Genomic DNA, 17,082 nt, shown 5'->3' on the forward strand with positions numbered 1-17,082 from the left:
GCCTCGGCTCAGGGGCTTCCCGGGAGGAGCAGCATGCTCTCGGAGCGCCGGAGACCGCTGCTCCCCTTCCTTCGACTTCCCTCAGATCCCCCAGCGCGGCTTCGCTTGCTTCGACGTCTGCGGCGGGCTGGGGGTTGCCGGCGGAGACGGTCGCCGAGGGGGCGTGCTCTGGGGGGCGGGGCCGCTCGGGGGCTGTGTGCCGGCGGGTGACCCAACAGGGCCGCGATCGTCGCTCGGCGCGCCCGTGCGACCCGCTGCCGGCGCGCCGGCGCGAGCGGCCGCCGGTTCACTGGGCGGCGTGGGGTCTTGCGCTGACGGCTCTGAGGCGGTGTCCGAACCCGCATCCGTCGCCGGCGCAGACGGCACCACGAGAGGTGCAGCGGTCGACGTCTCTGCAGCAAGGCGACTCGCAGGGGACGCGGACGGGGCGTCGCGGGTGGTGATCTCCGGGCCGGAGGCCGCGAGCTCGGCGGTCGCCGGGGCGTCTGCGGGAGACGGAGCCTCGGCCTGCCCGCCATAGTACGCTCCGAGCGTCACGCCGAGCCCGCTGACGGCAGCCGCGGCGCCCGCGGCGATGAGCCATGTCGTCCACGCGACCGAGCGCCGTCCGCCGGACGGTCTGGCGGGATCGATCGTGCCGGTCAGCGTGCCCGCCGAGACAGAGCCCGCCAGCGGCGCCGGGGAAGAGGCGAGCGGCCCGCCGGGGGTCGTGCCGCCCGGACCCGGCGGCATTCCGGGCAGCGGCGTCGCCGCCCCTGGAACGAAGCCGGTGGGGGGCAGGGGGAACGGTCCGTGCGCATCCGAGACGGACGACGCGAACCGCGGCGCGCCGGCGATGCGCGCGAACTCGTCGACCAGCTCGCGGACGGTCTGGAACCGGTGGGCCCGATCGCGCGCCAGCGCCCGGTGGAAGAAGGCGTCGATGGCCGGGGGCAGGCCGGGGGCGAGCTGGGTCGCGGAGGGGATCGGGTCGACGAGGATCCTCGTCATGACCTGCGCGAGCACATCGCCGGGGAAGGGGAGGTATCCCGTGACCATGCGGAACAGGATGACCCCGAGCGCCCAGAGGTCGCTGCGCGCGTCGACGTCGCGCTCGGCGCGGAGCTGCTCCGGGCTCATGTAGTGGGGCGAGCCCATGACCTCGCCCGTCGTGGAGGCGTCGGCGACGAGCTTCGAGGTGGTCTCCTTGGCGATGCCGAAGTCGAGGAGCTTCACCATGTCCTCGTCCTCGCCGTCGACGCGCGCGAGGAAGAGGTTGGCGGGCTTGAGGTCGCGATGGACGAGGCCGGCGTCGTGCGCGCTGCGCAGGGCCTTGCCGGTCTGGGCGAGGATGCGATGCGCCTCCAGCAGCGGGAGGCGGCCGCGCCGCAGGAGGCGCGCGTTGAGGTCCTCGCCCTGGAGGAGCTCCATGACGAGGTACGGGACGCCCTCGTGAATGCCGAAGTCCTGCACCTTCACGACGTGCGGCGTCCTGAGCAGGGCGGCCGCGCGCGCTTCGCGCTCGAAGCGGGTGCGGAACGCGGGCGAGCTGGCGTAGGCCGGGTCCATGAACTTGACGGCGACCGGCGTGCCGAGCTGCAGGTGGTGCGCGACCCAGACCGAGCCCATACCGCCGCGGGAGAGCGGGCGCTCGAGGCGGTACTTGCCGATGAGAACGGAGCCGGCGCCGAGATGCATGGGCGGGAGTTCGGGAGGAGGGAAGAGGCTAGCGGATCCGGACGCGGGGGAGGAAGAGGATGAAGGCGAGCGAGGGTGGATCGGATGGCGGCCGCTGGCGGAGGGAGGCGCGGGGCAGGCGGCAATGCTGTGGCGACCGGGATTCTCCCGATGCGGGCATGGTGGACGGAAGCTCCGGCGCGCGGCCGATGCTGAGGTCAGGGGTGCTGACGACGTGCCTGTGCTCCTCTCGGTGGAGCGGTGACACATCTGGAAGCGGGCCGCGCCGAGCGACGCCGCTGGCGGGATCGCGGGGTTATTGGGGGAGCGCGAGACGCACGAGGGGCCATCGATGGGGCCATGGCGTCACGGGGAGGCGAAATCGAGCGTCGGCTCCTTGGCTCCGGGGGCGCCGTCGCCGCTGTTCCCGTCCCCCTCGCCGCCGAGGCCGGGCTCGCCCAGCTCGAAGCGGAGGTCGTTCGCGTCCATGGGCGGCGGCTTGTCGCGAAAGGCGATGCCGATGGAGTGACCGCCGCGGCCGCCGCCGCCGCGGCCGCCCTGACCACCCTGACCGCCGCGGCCGCCGTTGCAGGCGTTGTCAAGGCCGGAGGAGTCCGGCGGTGGCGGTGCCACGCCCCCCACGCCGCCGTTGCCGCCGTCGCCGCCGGGCTGTCCTGGAGCGCCGTCGCCGCCCTTGCCACCGCGGCCTGTCTTCATGGTGACGTCGTGGAGCTGGAGGGTGGAGTCGAGGCTGATGAGCGCGATACTGGCGCCGCCGGCGCCGCCCCCGAGACCGCCCTTGCCACCGCAGCCGCCCGCGCCGCCCGAGCCGCCGCTGGCGCCGCCGACTCCCTTGGCATTGGGGTCGGGGCAGGAACGCCCGGGGGAGCCACTGCTGAGAACACCGCGAGCGCCACCGCCGCCACCGCCACCCTGCGCCGTGGTTCCGGGCATGCCGGAAACGCCGGATACGCCGGTGTAGCCACCTTGTGAGAGGGTGCCGAGAGCCGTGGCCCCGGCGCCTGGCCCGCCGGGCATGCCATCTGCGCCGGCCTTGCCGGGGGCGCAGAGAGTTCCCCCTGCCGTGTGTCCGGCTCCTCCATTGGTCGAGCCTCCCGGCGTGCCATCGCCGCCGCTGCCACCGCTGTTCGGCTGTCCTACTCCGCCAGCGCCGCCGACGGAGACCTCGCCCCCATCTTCGCAGTTGTTGACTGGCTCGGCACCGCCGGCGGTAACAGAGGCCATGCACCCAGCTTCACCTGGGTTCCCATCGTCACCGCGCGTGGCGCTGTTCGGGTCCTGGCTTTGAACGGCGCCAGGCGCGGCATCACTTGCCTCAATCGTGCAGCGCGTCAGCGAGACCGTGATACCATCGGCCACGGCCGCGATGGACGACGCTCCGGATGTCAGAACCGATTCAGCAAGGACATGCACGTCCTCCATCCGAACCACTCCGCTCCCGCGCATCGTGAGAGGGATGGTCCCAGCCTCGGCCGTCAGCGTCGTCCGCTTCTGCTCGCCGATCCATCCCCAGCCGTTCTCGCAGTCGAGTCCACCGAACAGCGTCACATTCGCCTGGATCTCGACCTTCTCTTCGAACGTCTCGGCGCACGCATACACGTTCCTCTTCGTGGCATCGGGGAGGGCGGTCGCGAGGGCGATGGCTTTCCCCAACGACTTCACCGACGCGTCCGGCGTCCCGGCGTTCTCATCGGCTCCATCGACCCTCACGAAGACCCCACACGACTCGTTCGCCTCCCAGCCTTCGCCCCCCCCTGGCACACAGTGCGGCGATGGATCCGGCGGCCCTCCTGCCGTTCCGTCCGACTGGCAGTCCTCCCGCAGCTCATCACTCAAGTCAGTGCACGGGGGGTGGTTGCATTGAGGCCCTATCGCTCCCATGGCCATCGTCCCCAGGAAGATCGCAGCAGCAAGATGGGCGCGACGACGCATAGTACGGCCTTCTCCGTTCGAAGTACGTAAGCTCAAAACCTTCCGCTGAACGAAAGCCCGGCAGTGCCCGGTCCGAGGAACGGCGCCACGTGTGTGCCCGGGACCGTCTTCTGAGGCTCAGCGTTCATCGTCACCAGCCCGTAGACCAGCGTGCCAACCCCGACCGTTCCCCCCGCCACGAGACTCCAGAATGCGACGTTGCCCAGGTCGATCTCGTCGTACACTGCGTCTTTAAGGTCGCTACACCTGGGAACGTCCCCCTCGGGGCATCTCTTCTCGTCGCCCCATTGGGCTTTCAGCTCGTTCCTGACCTCTTCCGCGTGATCGGCTCGATTGCCGGTGAGCACCGCGAAGACCATGCCTGTCACGATGCCGGCGCCCGCCACGACCCCGCCCGCGACGAGCAACGGCGTCCGCAGCTCAATTGGCGTCTGGAAGTTGCTGTGCGGCGTCCTCGCTGCCGGAGACGGAGATGCGTCTGGGCGCCCTTTCGCGGTCGGGGCAGGCGCCCGCTTGTCTTCCGGTCGTTCAACGATCGGCAGCGCATCGATCGCAGCCTGATCGAGCGCGATCCGTTCTCTCGCTCCCTCGGTCAGGTGAACCGTCTTGGTCAAGGAACGGCGCCCGGGCGTGCGGACGACCAGAGTGTGATCGCCGGGATCGCGCTGCACAGGGGTAGCGAGCTGGATGGGGAGGCCATCGAGCGTCAACTCCAGCCCGGCAGCAACAGTTCCCGTGACGGTGATTTCCACGGTCGGGGTGCGTGCTTCCAGCTCGGCGAGCTCCTTCATCGCGCTGCCTTTCGCCTCCGCGAAAGCAGACGGAGCGCCGGGCGCGAGCTTCTCGTCCACGACGAGCCGATACACATCGCGCGCCTCGAGGAAGCGGCCGAGCTTGACGTAGCAGCGCGCCACCATGAGCAGGAACGGGGACGCGTGCGCTTTCGCCTCGGCCTGACGAAACGCGAGGAGCGCCTCGGCGTATCGCTGCGCCTCGTAGTGGGCCCATCCCTGCTCGGCGAGCGCGACGGCGGCTGCCTTGCTCTGTGCCAGCGCAGGACCGTCCTGCGCCGCCGCTGGCGAGGCGCAAAGTGCGCTGAGAAGTAGGCACACTCCGGTCGAGCGACATCTCATCGCATTCTCCAACTCAGGAAGCACTTCTGTGGATGGTGAAGTCGTGTACCTATACGCTCCAGGCGATTCGGTTCTCTACGTTGATGCGTCCAGGCTTGATGCTGATGCGTCATGTAAGGGCAGACAGTGCAGTGGATATCTGGCCATGGACATCAGCGCGCTCGGAGTGGGACGATGGCGATGTTTGCGAGACTACGTCGGGCCGCCAAGTTCCATCATCGCAGTGACTTTCCTGCCGACTGCGTGTCATCATTGGAGGCTAGCGATCGAAGCATCACCACACGCCATACCTAGTTCAAAGGTCAAATGGCCCGTGGGTTCTAATCATCTGATTGAGAGGTGGTCGAGCAAGGCGTATTTTTGGCAAAATCCCAGCACTCTTGGACGAGGCCGTTTGCACCTGATGCACCGTTGTTCGGAGCAGTGCCCGCCCCTGGGCCGCCCGTACCCGCATCGCCGGGGGTGAATGAGCCTGGGCTGATTACCCGCAACTCTTTCCCGCGGAAGGCGATGCCGAGCGAGTGACCGCCATGGCCACCGCCGCCCGGGCCGCCATTGCCGCCCGGCCCACCGCGCCCGCCCGCGCAACTCTCCTTGGCATCACCCCACCGTTCCCCAACGGCGCCACCTAAACTCCCGTTTCCACCTAGCTGGCCTTCTCCTCCGGGGCCGCCGTTCCCAGCATCACCAGCAACAAGGCTTACTCCGTCGAGAGAGACCGTCGCATCGACAACAACAAATGCGATGCTGGAGCCTCCGGGATGCCCCCCGTCGCCCCCTTGACCCCCACAGCCCCCGCTGCCACCTGCGCCGCCGCTGGCGCCGGGCAGCAAGACCTTGACGGTACCTGAACACGCCGCAGAGGTCCCCCTGGCGCCGCCTCCGCCGCCCCCGCCTTGACCTGGCTTGCCCGTGCCACCTTGCTGTGCGAGCACCCCGGTGTAGCCATTCGCATCGACGGTGCCCAGGCCTTCGGAAGGACCGGCTGGCTTACCGGGATCACCGGCGGCGCCATTCTTACCATCAGTGCACGACTGGTCAGCCGTTTCTTTGGTTCCTCCTGCTCCTTCGGCCGGCTCGGATGTGGCCGGCTTACCGGACGTGCCGTCGCCGGCATCGGCGCGCTCGGGATTTGTAGTAGTACCCATCACGGTACCGCCATCGCCCCCTTTCCCTCCTTCGGATTCCCCACCCGCACACCGTGTGATTGGACCCGCTGGCCCACCGTGCGTAGCTCCTGGGCTGCATACCGCCAGCCCCGGATCGCCATCAATGCCGTCAAGCGTCGAATCGTGCGGGATGGTGCGCGCCTGCGCTCCACTCTTGGCATTGCCGGCCTCGAGCCTGACGTTAACGATGTCGGCCGTCCCGCCGTTCGTCAGCAGCGCGGTCGACGACTTCCCCGGAGAGTCGGCGTCCGCAGCGACGACGTTGACGTTTTCGATCCGATTGTCGCCGCCGTTCAGCGTGAGGGCAATGGCGTCAGCCCCTCCCCGGAGCGTCGCCTGTGCGTCGCGTGACCATGTCCAGGCTCCGTCGCAGGCCGTGAAGCCGCCGTAGATCTTCACTCCGTCAGTGAAGGTCACGCCGGCCTGCTCAGCATACGTCTCTCCCATCTCGCCGCAGACATAGACCCGCTTCGGGCGCTTGGCGGCGGCCTCGGCGAAGGTCTGGAACGGCTTCTCCTTGCTGCCGGTCCCACCGGCGGCCGCGCTCGACCTCACGAAGACTCCACAGGATCCATCGGGCGACAACTTCTTGTCGGCGAGATCACAGTTTTTCACCGGGTCGGGTTGGCCACCCGTACCACTTCCGGTGGTGCAGCCAGCAGGGTTTTCGCACCCCGCGGCTGGATCATAGCTGTCCACGCATCCGACCGTCTGGGCGCCCATGGCTGCTACCGCCAGAAAGAGCACAGCAGCGAGACGGGCACGATGACACATTTTGAATCTCCTCTGTTCCACGTACCCCAGCTCAGAACGTTCCGCTGATCAGGAGCCCGGAAGCCCCCGTTCCCAGGAGCGGCACCACCTGTACGGTTGGACGGGATTCGGCCGGCTTCAACGTCACGAGCCCGTAAACAAGCGCGCCAGCGCCAATGGCCCCGCCCGTGACGAAGCTCCAGAACGCCGCATTCGTAAGATCGACCTTGGCGAGGACCGTGTCCTTCAGCTCTGCGCATTTCGACCGGTCGATGTCAGGGCACAAGGCGAACCCGTCACCTTCCGTGACCAATTCTTGCCTCATCTGCTCGGCGTCACCCGCCCGCCCGTTGGCCATCACCGTGAGCACCACGCCCGCCGCTACACCCACGCCGGCCGCAAGCCCACCGCCCACGAGCATCGCCGTCCGCACCTTGTCGCGCGGCGTTTCCAACCTCGGAGGAATCGACGCGTGGACGCTCCCTCCGATTTGGGCGGATGGCACTCGCTCTAACTGCACCGCCACCGTCTCCGCACGGCCCGCCACCGCCGCGATGGGATGCGTCGCAGGCGCGTATCCCTCGAGCTTCGCCCCGATCTCGTGCTCGCCCGGTGCCAAGAACACCCGATCCGCGAGCGGCGCCTTGCCCACGACCGCCCCGTCGACCGTCACCTCCGCCCCTGCCGGCGTCACCTGCACCGTCACGGATGCGACCTTTGCGAGCGCCTCCTTCAGCGACGCCTCCGCGTTCTGCCGCTCGTTCACCTTGGTGGCCGGCGCCTCGCGCAGATACCGCGACAGGTACTCTGCTGCGTCGCGGTACTTGCCCAGCTTGAGGCACGCGACCCCCAGATTCGACGCGATCTGGTAATGTGGCTTGATCGCCCACGCCGCGAGGAACGACGCGTGCGCATCGGCCCATTTCCCCGCCGCTGCCGCCTGTCTCCCCTCTTCGTAGAGCTGTCGCGCCTTGTCCGTCAGCGCGTCGGTCTCGCCGGCGGCGGCCGCGGTGGACGGCTGCTGCGCGCCCGCAACCTGCGCCGTCAACGCCACGGCCACGCTCCAACTCCACAGAAGCGGTCGCTTTCTCATCGTCGGAGTCATCAGAACTCAGGCTTCCCTTCGGGGAGAGGCGGCACGGCAGTGCTCGAGGGCGGCACCTTACCCCCTCGGGGCTTCGGGTCCAAGCGCCCCGGCGCAGCCCCACCTGCCTTGGTGTTCCTCGTTCGCCCCGATGGCTGCGTCTTCGGCTGCGGCTCATCCTGCTGCGGCTGCTCCTGCCCCGCCTGCGGCTTCGCCGTCGCCTCCGGCCGCGCCGTCGTGGCGGGCGAGCCTGTCGTCGCCGCCGCGCCGGCCTCGGCGCTCGGCCCTGGCGCCGCCGCGCTCCCCGCGGGCGGCGCCACGCCCGGCCCCGTTGCCTCCGGCGTTGCCGTCCCCCCGCCGGGCGCCCCTTGCGACACCAGCACCGCGACCATCCCCGCCACGGCCACGAAGCCGAGCCCCGCGACGGCCCAGATCCACGTCCGCGACGACGCCGGCTTCTCCACGATGACCGGGATCTCGTCGCGCTCCTCCCCGCCGACGCCCGGCAGCGGCGCCGCCGCCGGCGCGCTCCACGCCCCGCCGCTCGCCGCCCGCCCGGCCCCGCTGCTCGCCGCCTGCGCCGGCACGGCATTCCCCGCCGCCGCCTGTCCCATCCGCACAGGCCCCGTGCCCCCGGCCTCGATCCCCGCCGCCAGCGCCGCGCTCCCCAGCAGCTTCTCCGAATCGATGACCAGCGTCCCCTTCGGCCCAACCTGCTGCGACACCGGCCCCGCCGGCCCCGCCACGCCCTTCTGCGACGGCGGCATCGACCCCGGCGCCCGCCGCTCCTGCAGCGCCACCCCCGGCATCGCGCCCGCCACGCCCACCGGCCCCGTCCCGCCCTGCTGCGCCGCGAACCGCTCGCGCCATCCGCCGCCGAACTGCGGCTTCTCCTCCACCTCGGCCAGCGGCCGCGCCCCGAACATCCTCCGCGCGATCTCCCCCTCGTCCTCCGAGACCTCCTCGATCCGGAGCAGCACCCCGTGCCGGTCCTCCATCGTGACGTCCCGCTCCCTCACGAAACGCACCGATACCCCGCCCGGGATATCCGCCTCCCGCCCGCTCGTGATCGACGTCCACTTGATGTTCGACCGGTACAGCACCGTCGCGATCCGCGCCGCCGCGTGCGCGATCGCCCCGAAGGGCTCATCCGGCTTGTGGACGATCACCACCCGCTTCGGCTGCGCCCCCTCGTCGGCCACCCAGTCCCACGTCGCGCCGCTCCGCCGCAGGTACGGCAGATCCCCGAACTCCTCGACATACCGCTCCAGCACGTGCGCCACACGCTCCGGCGCCTCCCGCACCGCGCCCGTGTACTCGCGGTAGAACATGCCCGCCGACGAGTTCAGCTCCGTCGCGTTCATCACGTGCCGGTAAAACGTCGCCGACGCCTCGAGCAGCGTCGCATACCCGAGGTCCCGATCCACCGCGACGATCCCGTGCGCGAACGGCGGGTTCCCCCGCCCGGCATGGTCGACCGCCCCGCCGATCCGGAAGCCGAAGATGAGCCCCACCGCCCCGTGGCCAGGCTCGTGCTGCGTGTCATCCCTCGATAGATTGCCAATCGCGAACGCGTGCGTCGCCCCCGTCGCAGGCTCGATGTACTTCATCAGCCGCGCCAGGTGGCTGAACTGCGTCGTCGTGAGGGGCCCTTGCGGCACCTCCGGGCAGTACATGAAGTCGATCTGGTGCCCCGGGATGTTCCCGTGCAGCACGTGATACCACGCCGCGTCCGCCGGCGCGCGGTACCGCGGGATCACATACCCCGAAGCGCCCTCGCTACCGTACATTGGGCCTGACCTGCTGCGGCACCGGCGGGGCAGGGAGCGCCGCGGTCCGCGCCAGCGCCGAATGCCCGCTGATGTCCTGCTTCATCCGCTGCAGGAGCTGCGGATCATACGCGTTCTTCGGGAGGATCTTCTCCACGAAGTGCGAGAACAGGTGATGCGTGCTGTGCCCGTAGCTCGCCGACCCGACGAGCACGCGAATGTCGATGTTGTTCTTGTACCGCTCCAGGCTGTCGATGAGCGTCTTGTAATACCCGCGCGCCTCCCGCTCCACCTCGGCCGGCGTCCCGGACAGAACATCGGACTTGTTGATGAAGAGCACAACCGCCTTGCACGAGGCCAGCGTCTTCGGGCTGAAGAAGAACTGCAGCGACTGCGGCTGAAACTCCCGGAGCTGCTCCTGGATCCTCGACGGCTCGATCTTCTGACCGTCCTTGCCCGCCAGATCCACGACCATCAAGAGCCCATGGATCTCCTCCATGATGAGCTCCTGCTGCGCATCCACGATGTGCTCGCCGCCCCAGTCGCCGATCTCGAACACGTGCTCCGTCAACACCTCTTTCGTGAGGACGTGGCTGACGGTCCGCTCGTAACGCTCGATCTTCGTCCCCTGCAGCGTGCCCAGATCCACGAGCGGATTCGCCCACTTGAGCGTGAGCGACGTCTTGCCGGTCCACTTGATGCCGAGCGTCAGGATCTTGTACCGCTTCTGCGTGATCTTCGGCCGGCTCTCGAGCTCGCTCTTGTACCAGTCGATCTCCTTCTGCTGGGCGTCGAGCCAGTCGACCTTCTGGCGATCGTCGCTCCTCGCGATCTCGAGCGCCTGCTGGAGCTGCCCGTACTGCGACCGCATCTGATCCAGCTGGCCCTTGGCCTGCCGGAGCGCCTCGATGTGCTGGTTCGCGTCCTGGAGCTGCCGCTTCAGCTGCGTGGCCTGCATCAACAGGAACACGGCGCCTGCGCCGCACGCCACCGCGATCAACCCGAGCACTATCGGTAGAACAACCTGCATGGCTTACAATCCTCGCGCCCCGCCGGGCGGGCTATCCCACCCTGTCCTGTCCCGCGCGGCCGGAAGAACGGCAAGCGCGGACCGGCCTGAATCCTGAGAAACGCATCAGACCACGGCTCGCCGCAGCGTACAAGTCCGAGGTAATCCCCAGCACGAGCCATTACTTCATCGTCCGCCACCGGACGCCACCGGACGCCATGTCCCCATACACAGGACCCGCGCCCTCGCGCCGCTCCCGCTACCGGCCTGTCCCGATCACCTCGCGCCACCGCCCTTGCGGGTCACCCGCGGCAGCGCCGTCCTCGTCTCCGGCGCGAGATCCAGCGTGTCCCGCTCCCCGGCCGCGAGCCGCAGCGCGCCCGCATACGCGATCATCGCCCCGTTGTCCGTGCAGCTCGCGAGCGGCGGCACGAACAGCGCGAGGCCCCGCCGCTCGCACGCCGCGGCCATCTTCGCGCGGAGCCCCTGGTTCGCCGCGACCCCACCGCCGAGGACCACCCGCCCGATCCCCTCGGCCCGCGCAGCCCGCACGGTCTTCTGCACGAGCGCGTCGACAACGGCCCCCTGGAACGCCGCGCACAGGTCGCGGAGCGCCTGCCCCTCCGGCCGCCCCCGCTTCGCCACATGCCGTGCGACCGAGCTCTTGATGCCGGAGAAGCTAAACTCCAGCGACTCCTTGCGCGCCATCAGCGCCGGCACCGCGTCCGCCGCGGCCGCCGCGTCGCCCCCGGCCGCGAGCCGATCGACCACCGGCCCGCCCGGATACCCGAGGCCGAGCAGCTTCGCCACCTTGTCGAACGCCTCGCCCGCCGCGTCGTCGCGCGTCGCGCCGAGCTCCCGGATCGCGCCGAGCGCCGGGCCGTCCACCCGGTAGATGGCCGTGTGCCCGCCCGAGGCGAGCAGCGCCACGTACGGGAACGACGGCCGCTCGCGCTCGTCGGAGAGCGGCGCGCCGCCCCGCCGCAGGAACACGGCGAGCAGGTGCCCCACGAGGTGATCGACGCCCACGAGCGGCTTGCCCGCGGCCCACGCGAGCCCCTTCGCGGCCTGCAGGCCGACGAGCAGCGCCCCGGCGAGCCCGGGCCGCGACGTCACCGCGATGCCGTCGAGATCCGCCGCCGAGACGCCCGCGCGCGAGAGCGCCTCGCGCACCACCGGGACCACCGCGCGCGCGTGATCGCGGGCCGCGACCTCGGGCACGACGCCCCCGTAAGGCGCGTGCAGCGCCACCTGGCTGCGCACGACGTCGGAGAGGACGTCGCCGCCCTCGGTGACCACCGCCGCCGCCGTCTCATCACACGATGTCTCGATCCCTAGAACCCGCATGTCCCTGTCCGCCGCGTCAGCCTGAAATTGCCAAACACCTGCCGCTGCCCCGCCGCATCCGCCTCGTCCGGCGCGAGCGGCGCCCGGCCAGGCCGGAGCAGGCGCACCTCGACCGACGCGTCCGTGCGCAGCGATAGCACCGCGAGCATGGACTCCGCCTCCGGCTCCGACACGTCGACCGCGTAGATCGCGTTGCGCTCCCGGCCCTCCCCGAACTCGAGCCGCGACAGCGGGTCGTGGGCGAGCGCGCCGATCGGCCGCAGCGGCGCGCCGTCGAGGAGGCGCCGCTCGGCCGTGGCCCCGTCGGGCGCCTCGTAGGTCCACAGCGCGCCGGGCGGCTCCGGCCCGTCGAGCGCGTCCGCGTCGAGCGTGAGTCGCATCTGCACCCGCGGGCTCAGGCCGGCGCGGAACGCGCCGCCCAGCGTGATCGCGCCGCAGTACGCCTCCCCGTCGGCCGTCGAGAACCGGCTCAGGTCGTCGCAGCCGGCCGCCCCGCCGGCGCTCATCGCGCCGGCGAGGGCGAGCGGCGCGAGCCGCAGCGCGCGGCGCCGCGGCCCGGGCGGAGAGGCGCGGCTCAAGGCGCGGCGCTCCGCATCAGCTCGGCCGCTGTCTGGCGGACGCGCGGCTCGGGATCGCTCGCCGCGAGCTGCCGGAGCACCGGCGCCGCCGCCGCGCGGTCCGCGGAGGCGAGGGCGCGGGCCGCCGCCTCGCGCACCAGGGCGTACGCGTCGGCGCGGGCCGCCTCGCCGAGCGTCTCGGCCACCTGACTCGGCCTGCCGCCGCCCGCGCCCCCGCCCGGCGCGCCGAGCCGGCCCAGCGCCTCCGCCGCGCGCACGCGCAGCGGCCAGCTCGACGAGGTCCGCAGGAGCTCCGAGACGGCCGCGATCGTCGGCCCGTGCCGGACCGCGCCGAGCGCCGCGAGCGCCGCGCGCCGCACGCTCTCCTCGGGATCGCCGAGCGCGTCGACGACCGCGGCCTGCGCCTCGGGCTCGGGCCGGGTCGCGAGCAGCTCGACCGCGCGCGTGCGCACCTCGATCGCCGGGTGCCGCACGAGCGCCACGAACCCGCTCACGACCGCCGCCGCGATCCCTTCCACGGCGGCCTCCACCTGCCGCCTCGGCTCCGGGGCGAGCGCCGCGCGCCCGTCCGTGAACGGCGCGAGCCCGAGCGCCGCGACGCCCTCGCCGGCGCCGCGATCGCCGCCTGCCCCGCCCGACACGGCCGCGCCGCGCGACAGGATCGCGTCCGCGACGACCAGGGCGCGCTCGGGCGACGTCGCGACCGCGGCGACCGCGGCCTTCTGCAGCGCCGGGCCGAGCGCCACGAGCGCGGCCGCGCGATCCTCCGGGCCGGGCGGATCGGGGTCGAGCCCCGCGAGCACGCCCTTCACCGTCAGCGCGCCGTCCGGCACCGGCAGCGGCTCGCGCGTGCGCGGGTACGCGCGCCGCGTGAGCGCGACCGCCGCCGACACCGCGGCGGCGCGCAGCCCCTCGTCCGACGAGAACGCGCCGGCCGCGATCGCCTGGGCGGCCCCGCCCGCGGCGACCGCCTCGGCCTCACCGGCGCCGCCGCCCCTGGGGTCCGCGCCGCCGCCGCCGAGCCGCGCGAGCGTGATCAGCGCCGCGCGGCGGAGCTCCGGCTCGCTCGAGTCGGCGAGCGACATGAACAGCGCGGGCCCCTCGCCGCCGCCCGCGAGCTCGCCCAGCGCGCGGACCGCGGCGGCGCGCGGCACGGAGCCGGCCTCGGGCGCCCTCGCGACCGCGGACAGCGCCGCGGCGTGCTTCCGGTCGTGCGTCAGCCCGAGGCCGACCGCCGCGAGCGCCCGCACCTCCGGCGCCGGCGACGACAGCAGCCGCGCGAGCAGCGCCACCGCCTTGGCCGCCGGCCGCCCGCCGCCCGCCGCGAGCCGCGCCACGCCCCAGGTCGCGGCGACCGCGACCGCGTCGTTCGGCAGCACGCTCGCCGCCGCGTCGCGCGGCGCGAGCATCTGCTCGTAGCGCTCCAGCATGGCCGGGTCGCGCAGCGCGCCGCACGCGATCATCGCGCGGGCGCGCAGGCCCTTGTCGGCCTGGCCGACCGCGAAGTTGTAGAGCGCCGGCCCGGCGCCCTTGTTCTCGACGTAGGCCAGCACCTCGATCGCGATCTTCTGCTGCGACTCCTTCTCGTCCGCGAGCGCGTCGAGCAGCGGCTTCACCGCGCGGGCGCCGATCTTCGCGAGCTCCGCGCGCGCCGCCGCGCTCGCCGCGCGGCCCTCGCCGCGGACCTTCTGCATCAGCGGGAAGGTCATCGCGCCGTAGAGCTCCACGAGCAGCCGCCGGTAGAGCGGCTTCTGCGGGTTGCCGACCGCGACCGGCAGGAGCTCGCGCTCGAGCACCTCGAGCGAGCCCCTGCCGAGGTTCACCTGCATCGACATCCGCGCCGCGCGCGCGACGAGCTCCTCGTCGTTCGACGCCCTCACCACCCGGCGGAAGAGCCGGTCGGCCTCGTCGGCCTGCCCCGCGGTGAGCAGCAGCTCGGCGAGGTCGAAGTACACCGGGAACAGCCGGTCGTTCTTCGCGAGCGCCTGCCGGTACTCGGCGATCGCGCGCGGGAAGTCCTGCCGCCGGCGGTACATGTCGCCGAGCTTCTGGTGGCCGCTCGCGTCCTCGGGCGACAGCTCGACGGCCCGCGCGGCGTACCGGATCGCGTCGTCGTCGCGGTACAGCTCCGCGGCGTACTGCGCCATGCGCTGGTAGAACTCGCGGGCCCGCTTCGGGTTCACCTCGACGAGCTTGCCCAGCACGTCGATCGCGCCGAGGAGGTTCTGCTGGAGCACGAGCACGCGCTCCAGCGCGAGGAGCGAGTCCTCGTCGCCCGGCGCGGCCTGGACCAGCCTCCGGAGCGTGGCCTCGGCGTCGGGCAGCCGGTGCAGCTTGCGCTGCACCTCCGCGAGCAGCCGCCCCGCCTCCAGGTCGGGCGGCGCCGCGTTGAAGCGCGCGCTGAGCGGCGCGACGCGGCTCGGCAGCTCGTGGGTGAGCGACCAGAGGCTGACGATGTGGGTGCGCGCCTCGCGCGCGAGCAGCTTGTCGTTGCGCGCCCCGGCGAGCAGCTGCTCCCAGAGCTCGCGCGCCTCCGCGTAGCGCGGCCCCGCGTTGCCGAGCGCGCTCGCGGTGCGCTCCAGCGCGATCGCGAGCGCCTTCTTGTAGCGGCTGTTCGCGGGCTCGAGCTGCGCGGCCTCCCGGAGCGCGGCGAGCGCCTCCGCCACCATGTCGTGGTCGAGGTACACCTCGCCGAGCGTGGCCGCGGCGCGCGCCCGGCTCGGCACGACCTGCTTGATGCGCGCCCAGGTCTCCAGCGCCTTCTTCTTGTCGCCGGCCTGGAAGTACCGGTCGCCCAGGTCGACGAGGTGGCTCGGATCGCCGCCCGCGGCCGCGGCGAGCCGCTGGAGCACCTTGAGGGCCCGGTCCTTCTCCTCCACCCGCTCGTAGAAATCGGCGACGGCCGCGAGCGTCTCGGCCTCGTCCGCGACGCGCCCCTCGAGCTGGGTGAGCAGCGCGAGCGCCTTGGGCCGGTCGCCCCGCTGGATGAGCGTCTCGCACAGCTCGAAGACGAAGTCCGCGTTGCCCGGGGCCGCCTTGATCAGGAGCTCGTACTCGCGGATCGCGGCGTCGAGCTCGCCGGCGGTCTGCAGCAGGTGGACGAGCCGGAGCCGCGTGTCGATGTGCTTGCCGTCGAGCGCGAGCGCCTTCCTGTAGATCCCGATCGCCTTGTCGACGTCGCCGGTCTCCTCGTACAGGGCGCCCAGGGTCGCGAGCCGCTGGAAGTCCTGCCCCTTCTCGGCCTCGAGGATCGCGATGAGCTCCGCGAGCTTGCCCTCGGCGCGGAACGCGTCGGTCATGATGAGCAGGATCTCGGCCCGCACCCCGGCGGCGCTGCCGGCGATGGCGAGCGCCCGCTTCAGCACGGCGAGCGCCTCGTCCATCTTCTTCTGCCTGGCGAGCGACTGCCCGAGATCGCGCAGCGCCGGCGCGAGCGCCCGGTTGTCGCCGGCCGCGGCCTTCACGAGCTCGCGGAACTCGGCCTCGGCGCGCGCGTGGTGCCCGCGCGCGGAGAGCTCGCGCCCGAGCTCGGCCTTCACGAAGAGCGAGCCCTGCGCGTTCTTCACGAGCGCGTCGTGCTGCGCCTTGGCCGCCTCGAAGTCGGAGAGGTCGAGGCAGAGCGCGAGCAGCGTGCGCCGGGTCTGCTCGACGTCGGCGGGGACCTTGAGCAGCGGCAGCGCCTTCTCGTAGTGCCCGCGCGCGCGGGCCTTGTCGCCGCGATCCGCCTCGAGCTGGGCGAGCGCCAGCATGGCCGCCGGGTCCCCGGGCCGGTCCGCGATGGCGGCCTCGTACGTCTTGATGGCGTCGTCGTAGCGCCCGTCCTGCTTGTAGACGCCGGCGAGCACGACCTTCGAGGCCCAGGCGTCGGCCCCGGGCTGCGCGGCGCGGCGCTCGAACTCCTCGACGAGCTTCTTCAGGTTCCCGTCGCGCTCGCGGTAGAGCTGCGCGAGGCGCTGGAGCGGGAAGGGCGCGCTCGGCTGGCTCATGACGATGGCCGTGTAGCGCGCGATCAGCGCGTCGCTCGACGGGCCGCCCCGTTTCCCGTCGCCGGTCTCGGCCGGCTCCGGCTTCGCCTGCGGCGGCTTCGCGGGCTGCGGCCGCGCGGCGGGGCCAGGCTTGCCGCCGCCGGGCTTCGGGGCCTTCGGCCTGGGCCGCTTGCCGCGGCCGGACGGATCGAAATCCGCGGCCTCGGCGTGCGGGATCGCGAGCGTCGCGGCCGCGGGGATCAGGACCGCGAGGCAGCCGGCCAGAACGTGGGATCGCACCTGGGTAGGGTAGACCGACCGTGCGCGGCGGGCCACGCGGAGCAGCGGCGGCGCCGGGAACGGGCGCGATCGGGGCGGCGCGGACGCGGGACATGCGAGGCCGCTGAGCTCAGCTGGCGACTTTCCAACCGTTCCCGCGGCCGCGCCGCTTCGGAAAGACACTGAACATCTCCGCGCTCTGCCCGGATGAGCGGCGACACTGCGAGCACATGCTCCTCGAGAGATCTCGGAGGAAGACTGCCGTGGCTCGCTGAGAGGGCTGTCCGATGACGTCGCGCGCCATCACGGCCGCAAGGCGGTCATCGTGAACGACGACGACGACACCCCCCATCCAGTCCGGTTACCTGAGCGGCTTCCTGGACGAGG

Annotated in this window: 10 protein-coding genes; all 10 read right to left on the minus strand. The window is 71.9% G+C overall.

Features of this window, described 5'->3' with window-relative positions:
- Window positions 1-81: 81 nt before the first annotated feature.
- The gene (locus WMF34_RS08500) at window positions 82-1,677 is read right to left on the minus strand and encodes a protein kinase domain-containing protein (RefSeq protein ID WP_437992976.1); all 1,596 of its coding nucleotides are present in this window, start codon (window positions 1,675-1,677) and stop codon (window positions 82-84) included.
- 345 nt (window positions 1,678-2,022) lie between these two features.
- On the minus strand, window positions 2,023-2,610 hold the full coding sequence (locus WMF34_RS08505) for a hypothetical protein (RefSeq protein WP_437992977.1): 588 nt from the start codon (window positions 2,608-2,610) through the stop codon (window positions 2,023-2,025).
- A 1,031-nt stretch (window positions 2,611-3,641) separates the two neighbouring features.
- Window positions 3,642-4,742, minus strand: a complete 1,101-nt coding sequence (locus WMF34_RS08510; RefSeq protein ID WP_437992978.1) for a tetratricopeptide repeat protein — start codon at window positions 4,740-4,742, stop codon at window positions 3,642-3,644.
- Between the two features lie 320 nt (window positions 4,743-5,062).
- Window positions 5,063-6,634, minus strand: coding sequence for a hypothetical protein (locus WMF34_RS08515; protein WP_437992979.1), 1,572 nt, complete (start codon window positions 6,632-6,634; stop codon window positions 5,063-5,065).
- An 82-nt stretch (window positions 6,635-6,716) separates the two neighbouring features.
- Window positions 6,717-7,718: a PEGA domain-containing protein gene (locus tag WMF34_RS08520; RefSeq protein WP_437992980.1), complete on the minus strand. Its 1,002-nt coding sequence runs from the start codon at window positions 7,716-7,718 to the stop codon at window positions 6,717-6,719.
- Window positions 7,719-7,768: 50 nt separating this feature from the next.
- Window positions 7,769-9,538 carry a hypothetical protein gene (locus WMF34_RS08525; protein WP_437992981.1) on the minus strand — a complete coding sequence of 590 codons (1,770 nt, stop codon included), beginning with the start codon at window positions 9,536-9,538 and terminating at the stop codon, window positions 7,769-7,771.
- Window positions 9,528-10,547, minus strand: coding sequence for a hypothetical protein (locus WMF34_RS08530; RefSeq protein ID WP_012234248.1), 1,020 nt, complete (start codon window positions 10,545-10,547; stop codon window positions 9,528-9,530). Before WMF34_RS08530 ends, WMF34_RS08525 begins: the two co-directional genes overlap by 11 nt.
- 255 nt (window positions 10,548-10,802) lie before the next feature.
- Complete coding sequence (gene tsaD / locus WMF34_RS08535; RefSeq protein ID WP_012234249.1) at window positions 10,803-11,873, minus strand: tRNA (adenosine(37)-N6)-threonylcarbamoyltransferase complex transferase subunit TsaD; 1,071 nt, start codon at window positions 11,871-11,873, stop codon at window positions 10,803-10,805.
- Complete coding sequence (locus WMF34_RS08540) at window positions 11,861-12,451, minus strand: hypothetical protein (RefSeq protein WP_044964336.1); 591 nt, start codon at window positions 12,449-12,451, stop codon at window positions 11,861-11,863. Before WMF34_RS08540 ends, tsaD begins: the two co-directional genes overlap by 13 nt.
- The gene (locus tag WMF34_RS08545) at window positions 12,448-16,716 is read right to left on the minus strand and encodes a HEAT repeat domain-containing protein (protein ID WP_437992982.1); all 4,269 of its coding nucleotides are present in this window, start codon (window positions 16,714-16,716) and stop codon (window positions 12,448-12,450) included. Before WMF34_RS08545 ends, WMF34_RS08540 begins: the two co-directional genes overlap by 4 nt.
- Window positions 16,717-17,082 lie beyond the last annotated feature (366 nt).

The organism is Sorangium sp. So ce145 (genome assembly GCF_051525985.1).
GTDB classification, from domain to species: Bacteria; Myxococcota_A; Polyangia; order Polyangiales; family Polyangiaceae; genus Sorangium; species Sorangium cellulosum_B.

Excerpts from the sequence above, each read along its gene's own strand:
- WMF34_RS08500 (WP_437992976.1), bottom strand. The coding sequence starts at position 1,677 with ATGCATCTCGGCGCCGGCTCCGTTCTCATCGGCAAGTACCGCCTCGAG.
- WMF34_RS08505 (WP_437992977.1), bottom strand. The coding sequence starts at position 2,610 with ATGCCCGGAACCACGGCGCAGGGTGGCGGTGGCGGCGGTGGCGCTCGC.
- WMF34_RS08510 (WP_437992978.1), bottom strand. The coding sequence starts at position 4,742 with ATGAGATGTCGCTCGACCGGAGTGTGCCTACTTCTCAGCGCACTTTGC.
- WMF34_RS08515 (WP_437992979.1), bottom strand. The coding sequence starts at position 6,634 with ATGGGCGCCCAGACGGTCGGATGCGTGGACAGCTATGATCCAGCCGCG.
- WMF34_RS08525 (WP_437992981.1), bottom strand. The coding sequence starts at position 9,538 with ATGTACGGTAGCGAGGGCGCTTCGGGGTATGTGATCCCGCGGTACCGC.
- WMF34_RS08530 (WP_012234248.1), bottom strand. The coding sequence starts at position 10,547 with ATGCAGGTTGTTCTACCGATAGTGCTCGGGTTGATCGCGGTGGCGTGC.
- tsaD (WP_012234249.1), bottom strand. The coding sequence starts at position 11,873 with ATGCGGGTTCTAGGGATCGAGACATCGTGTGATGAGACGGCGGCGGCG.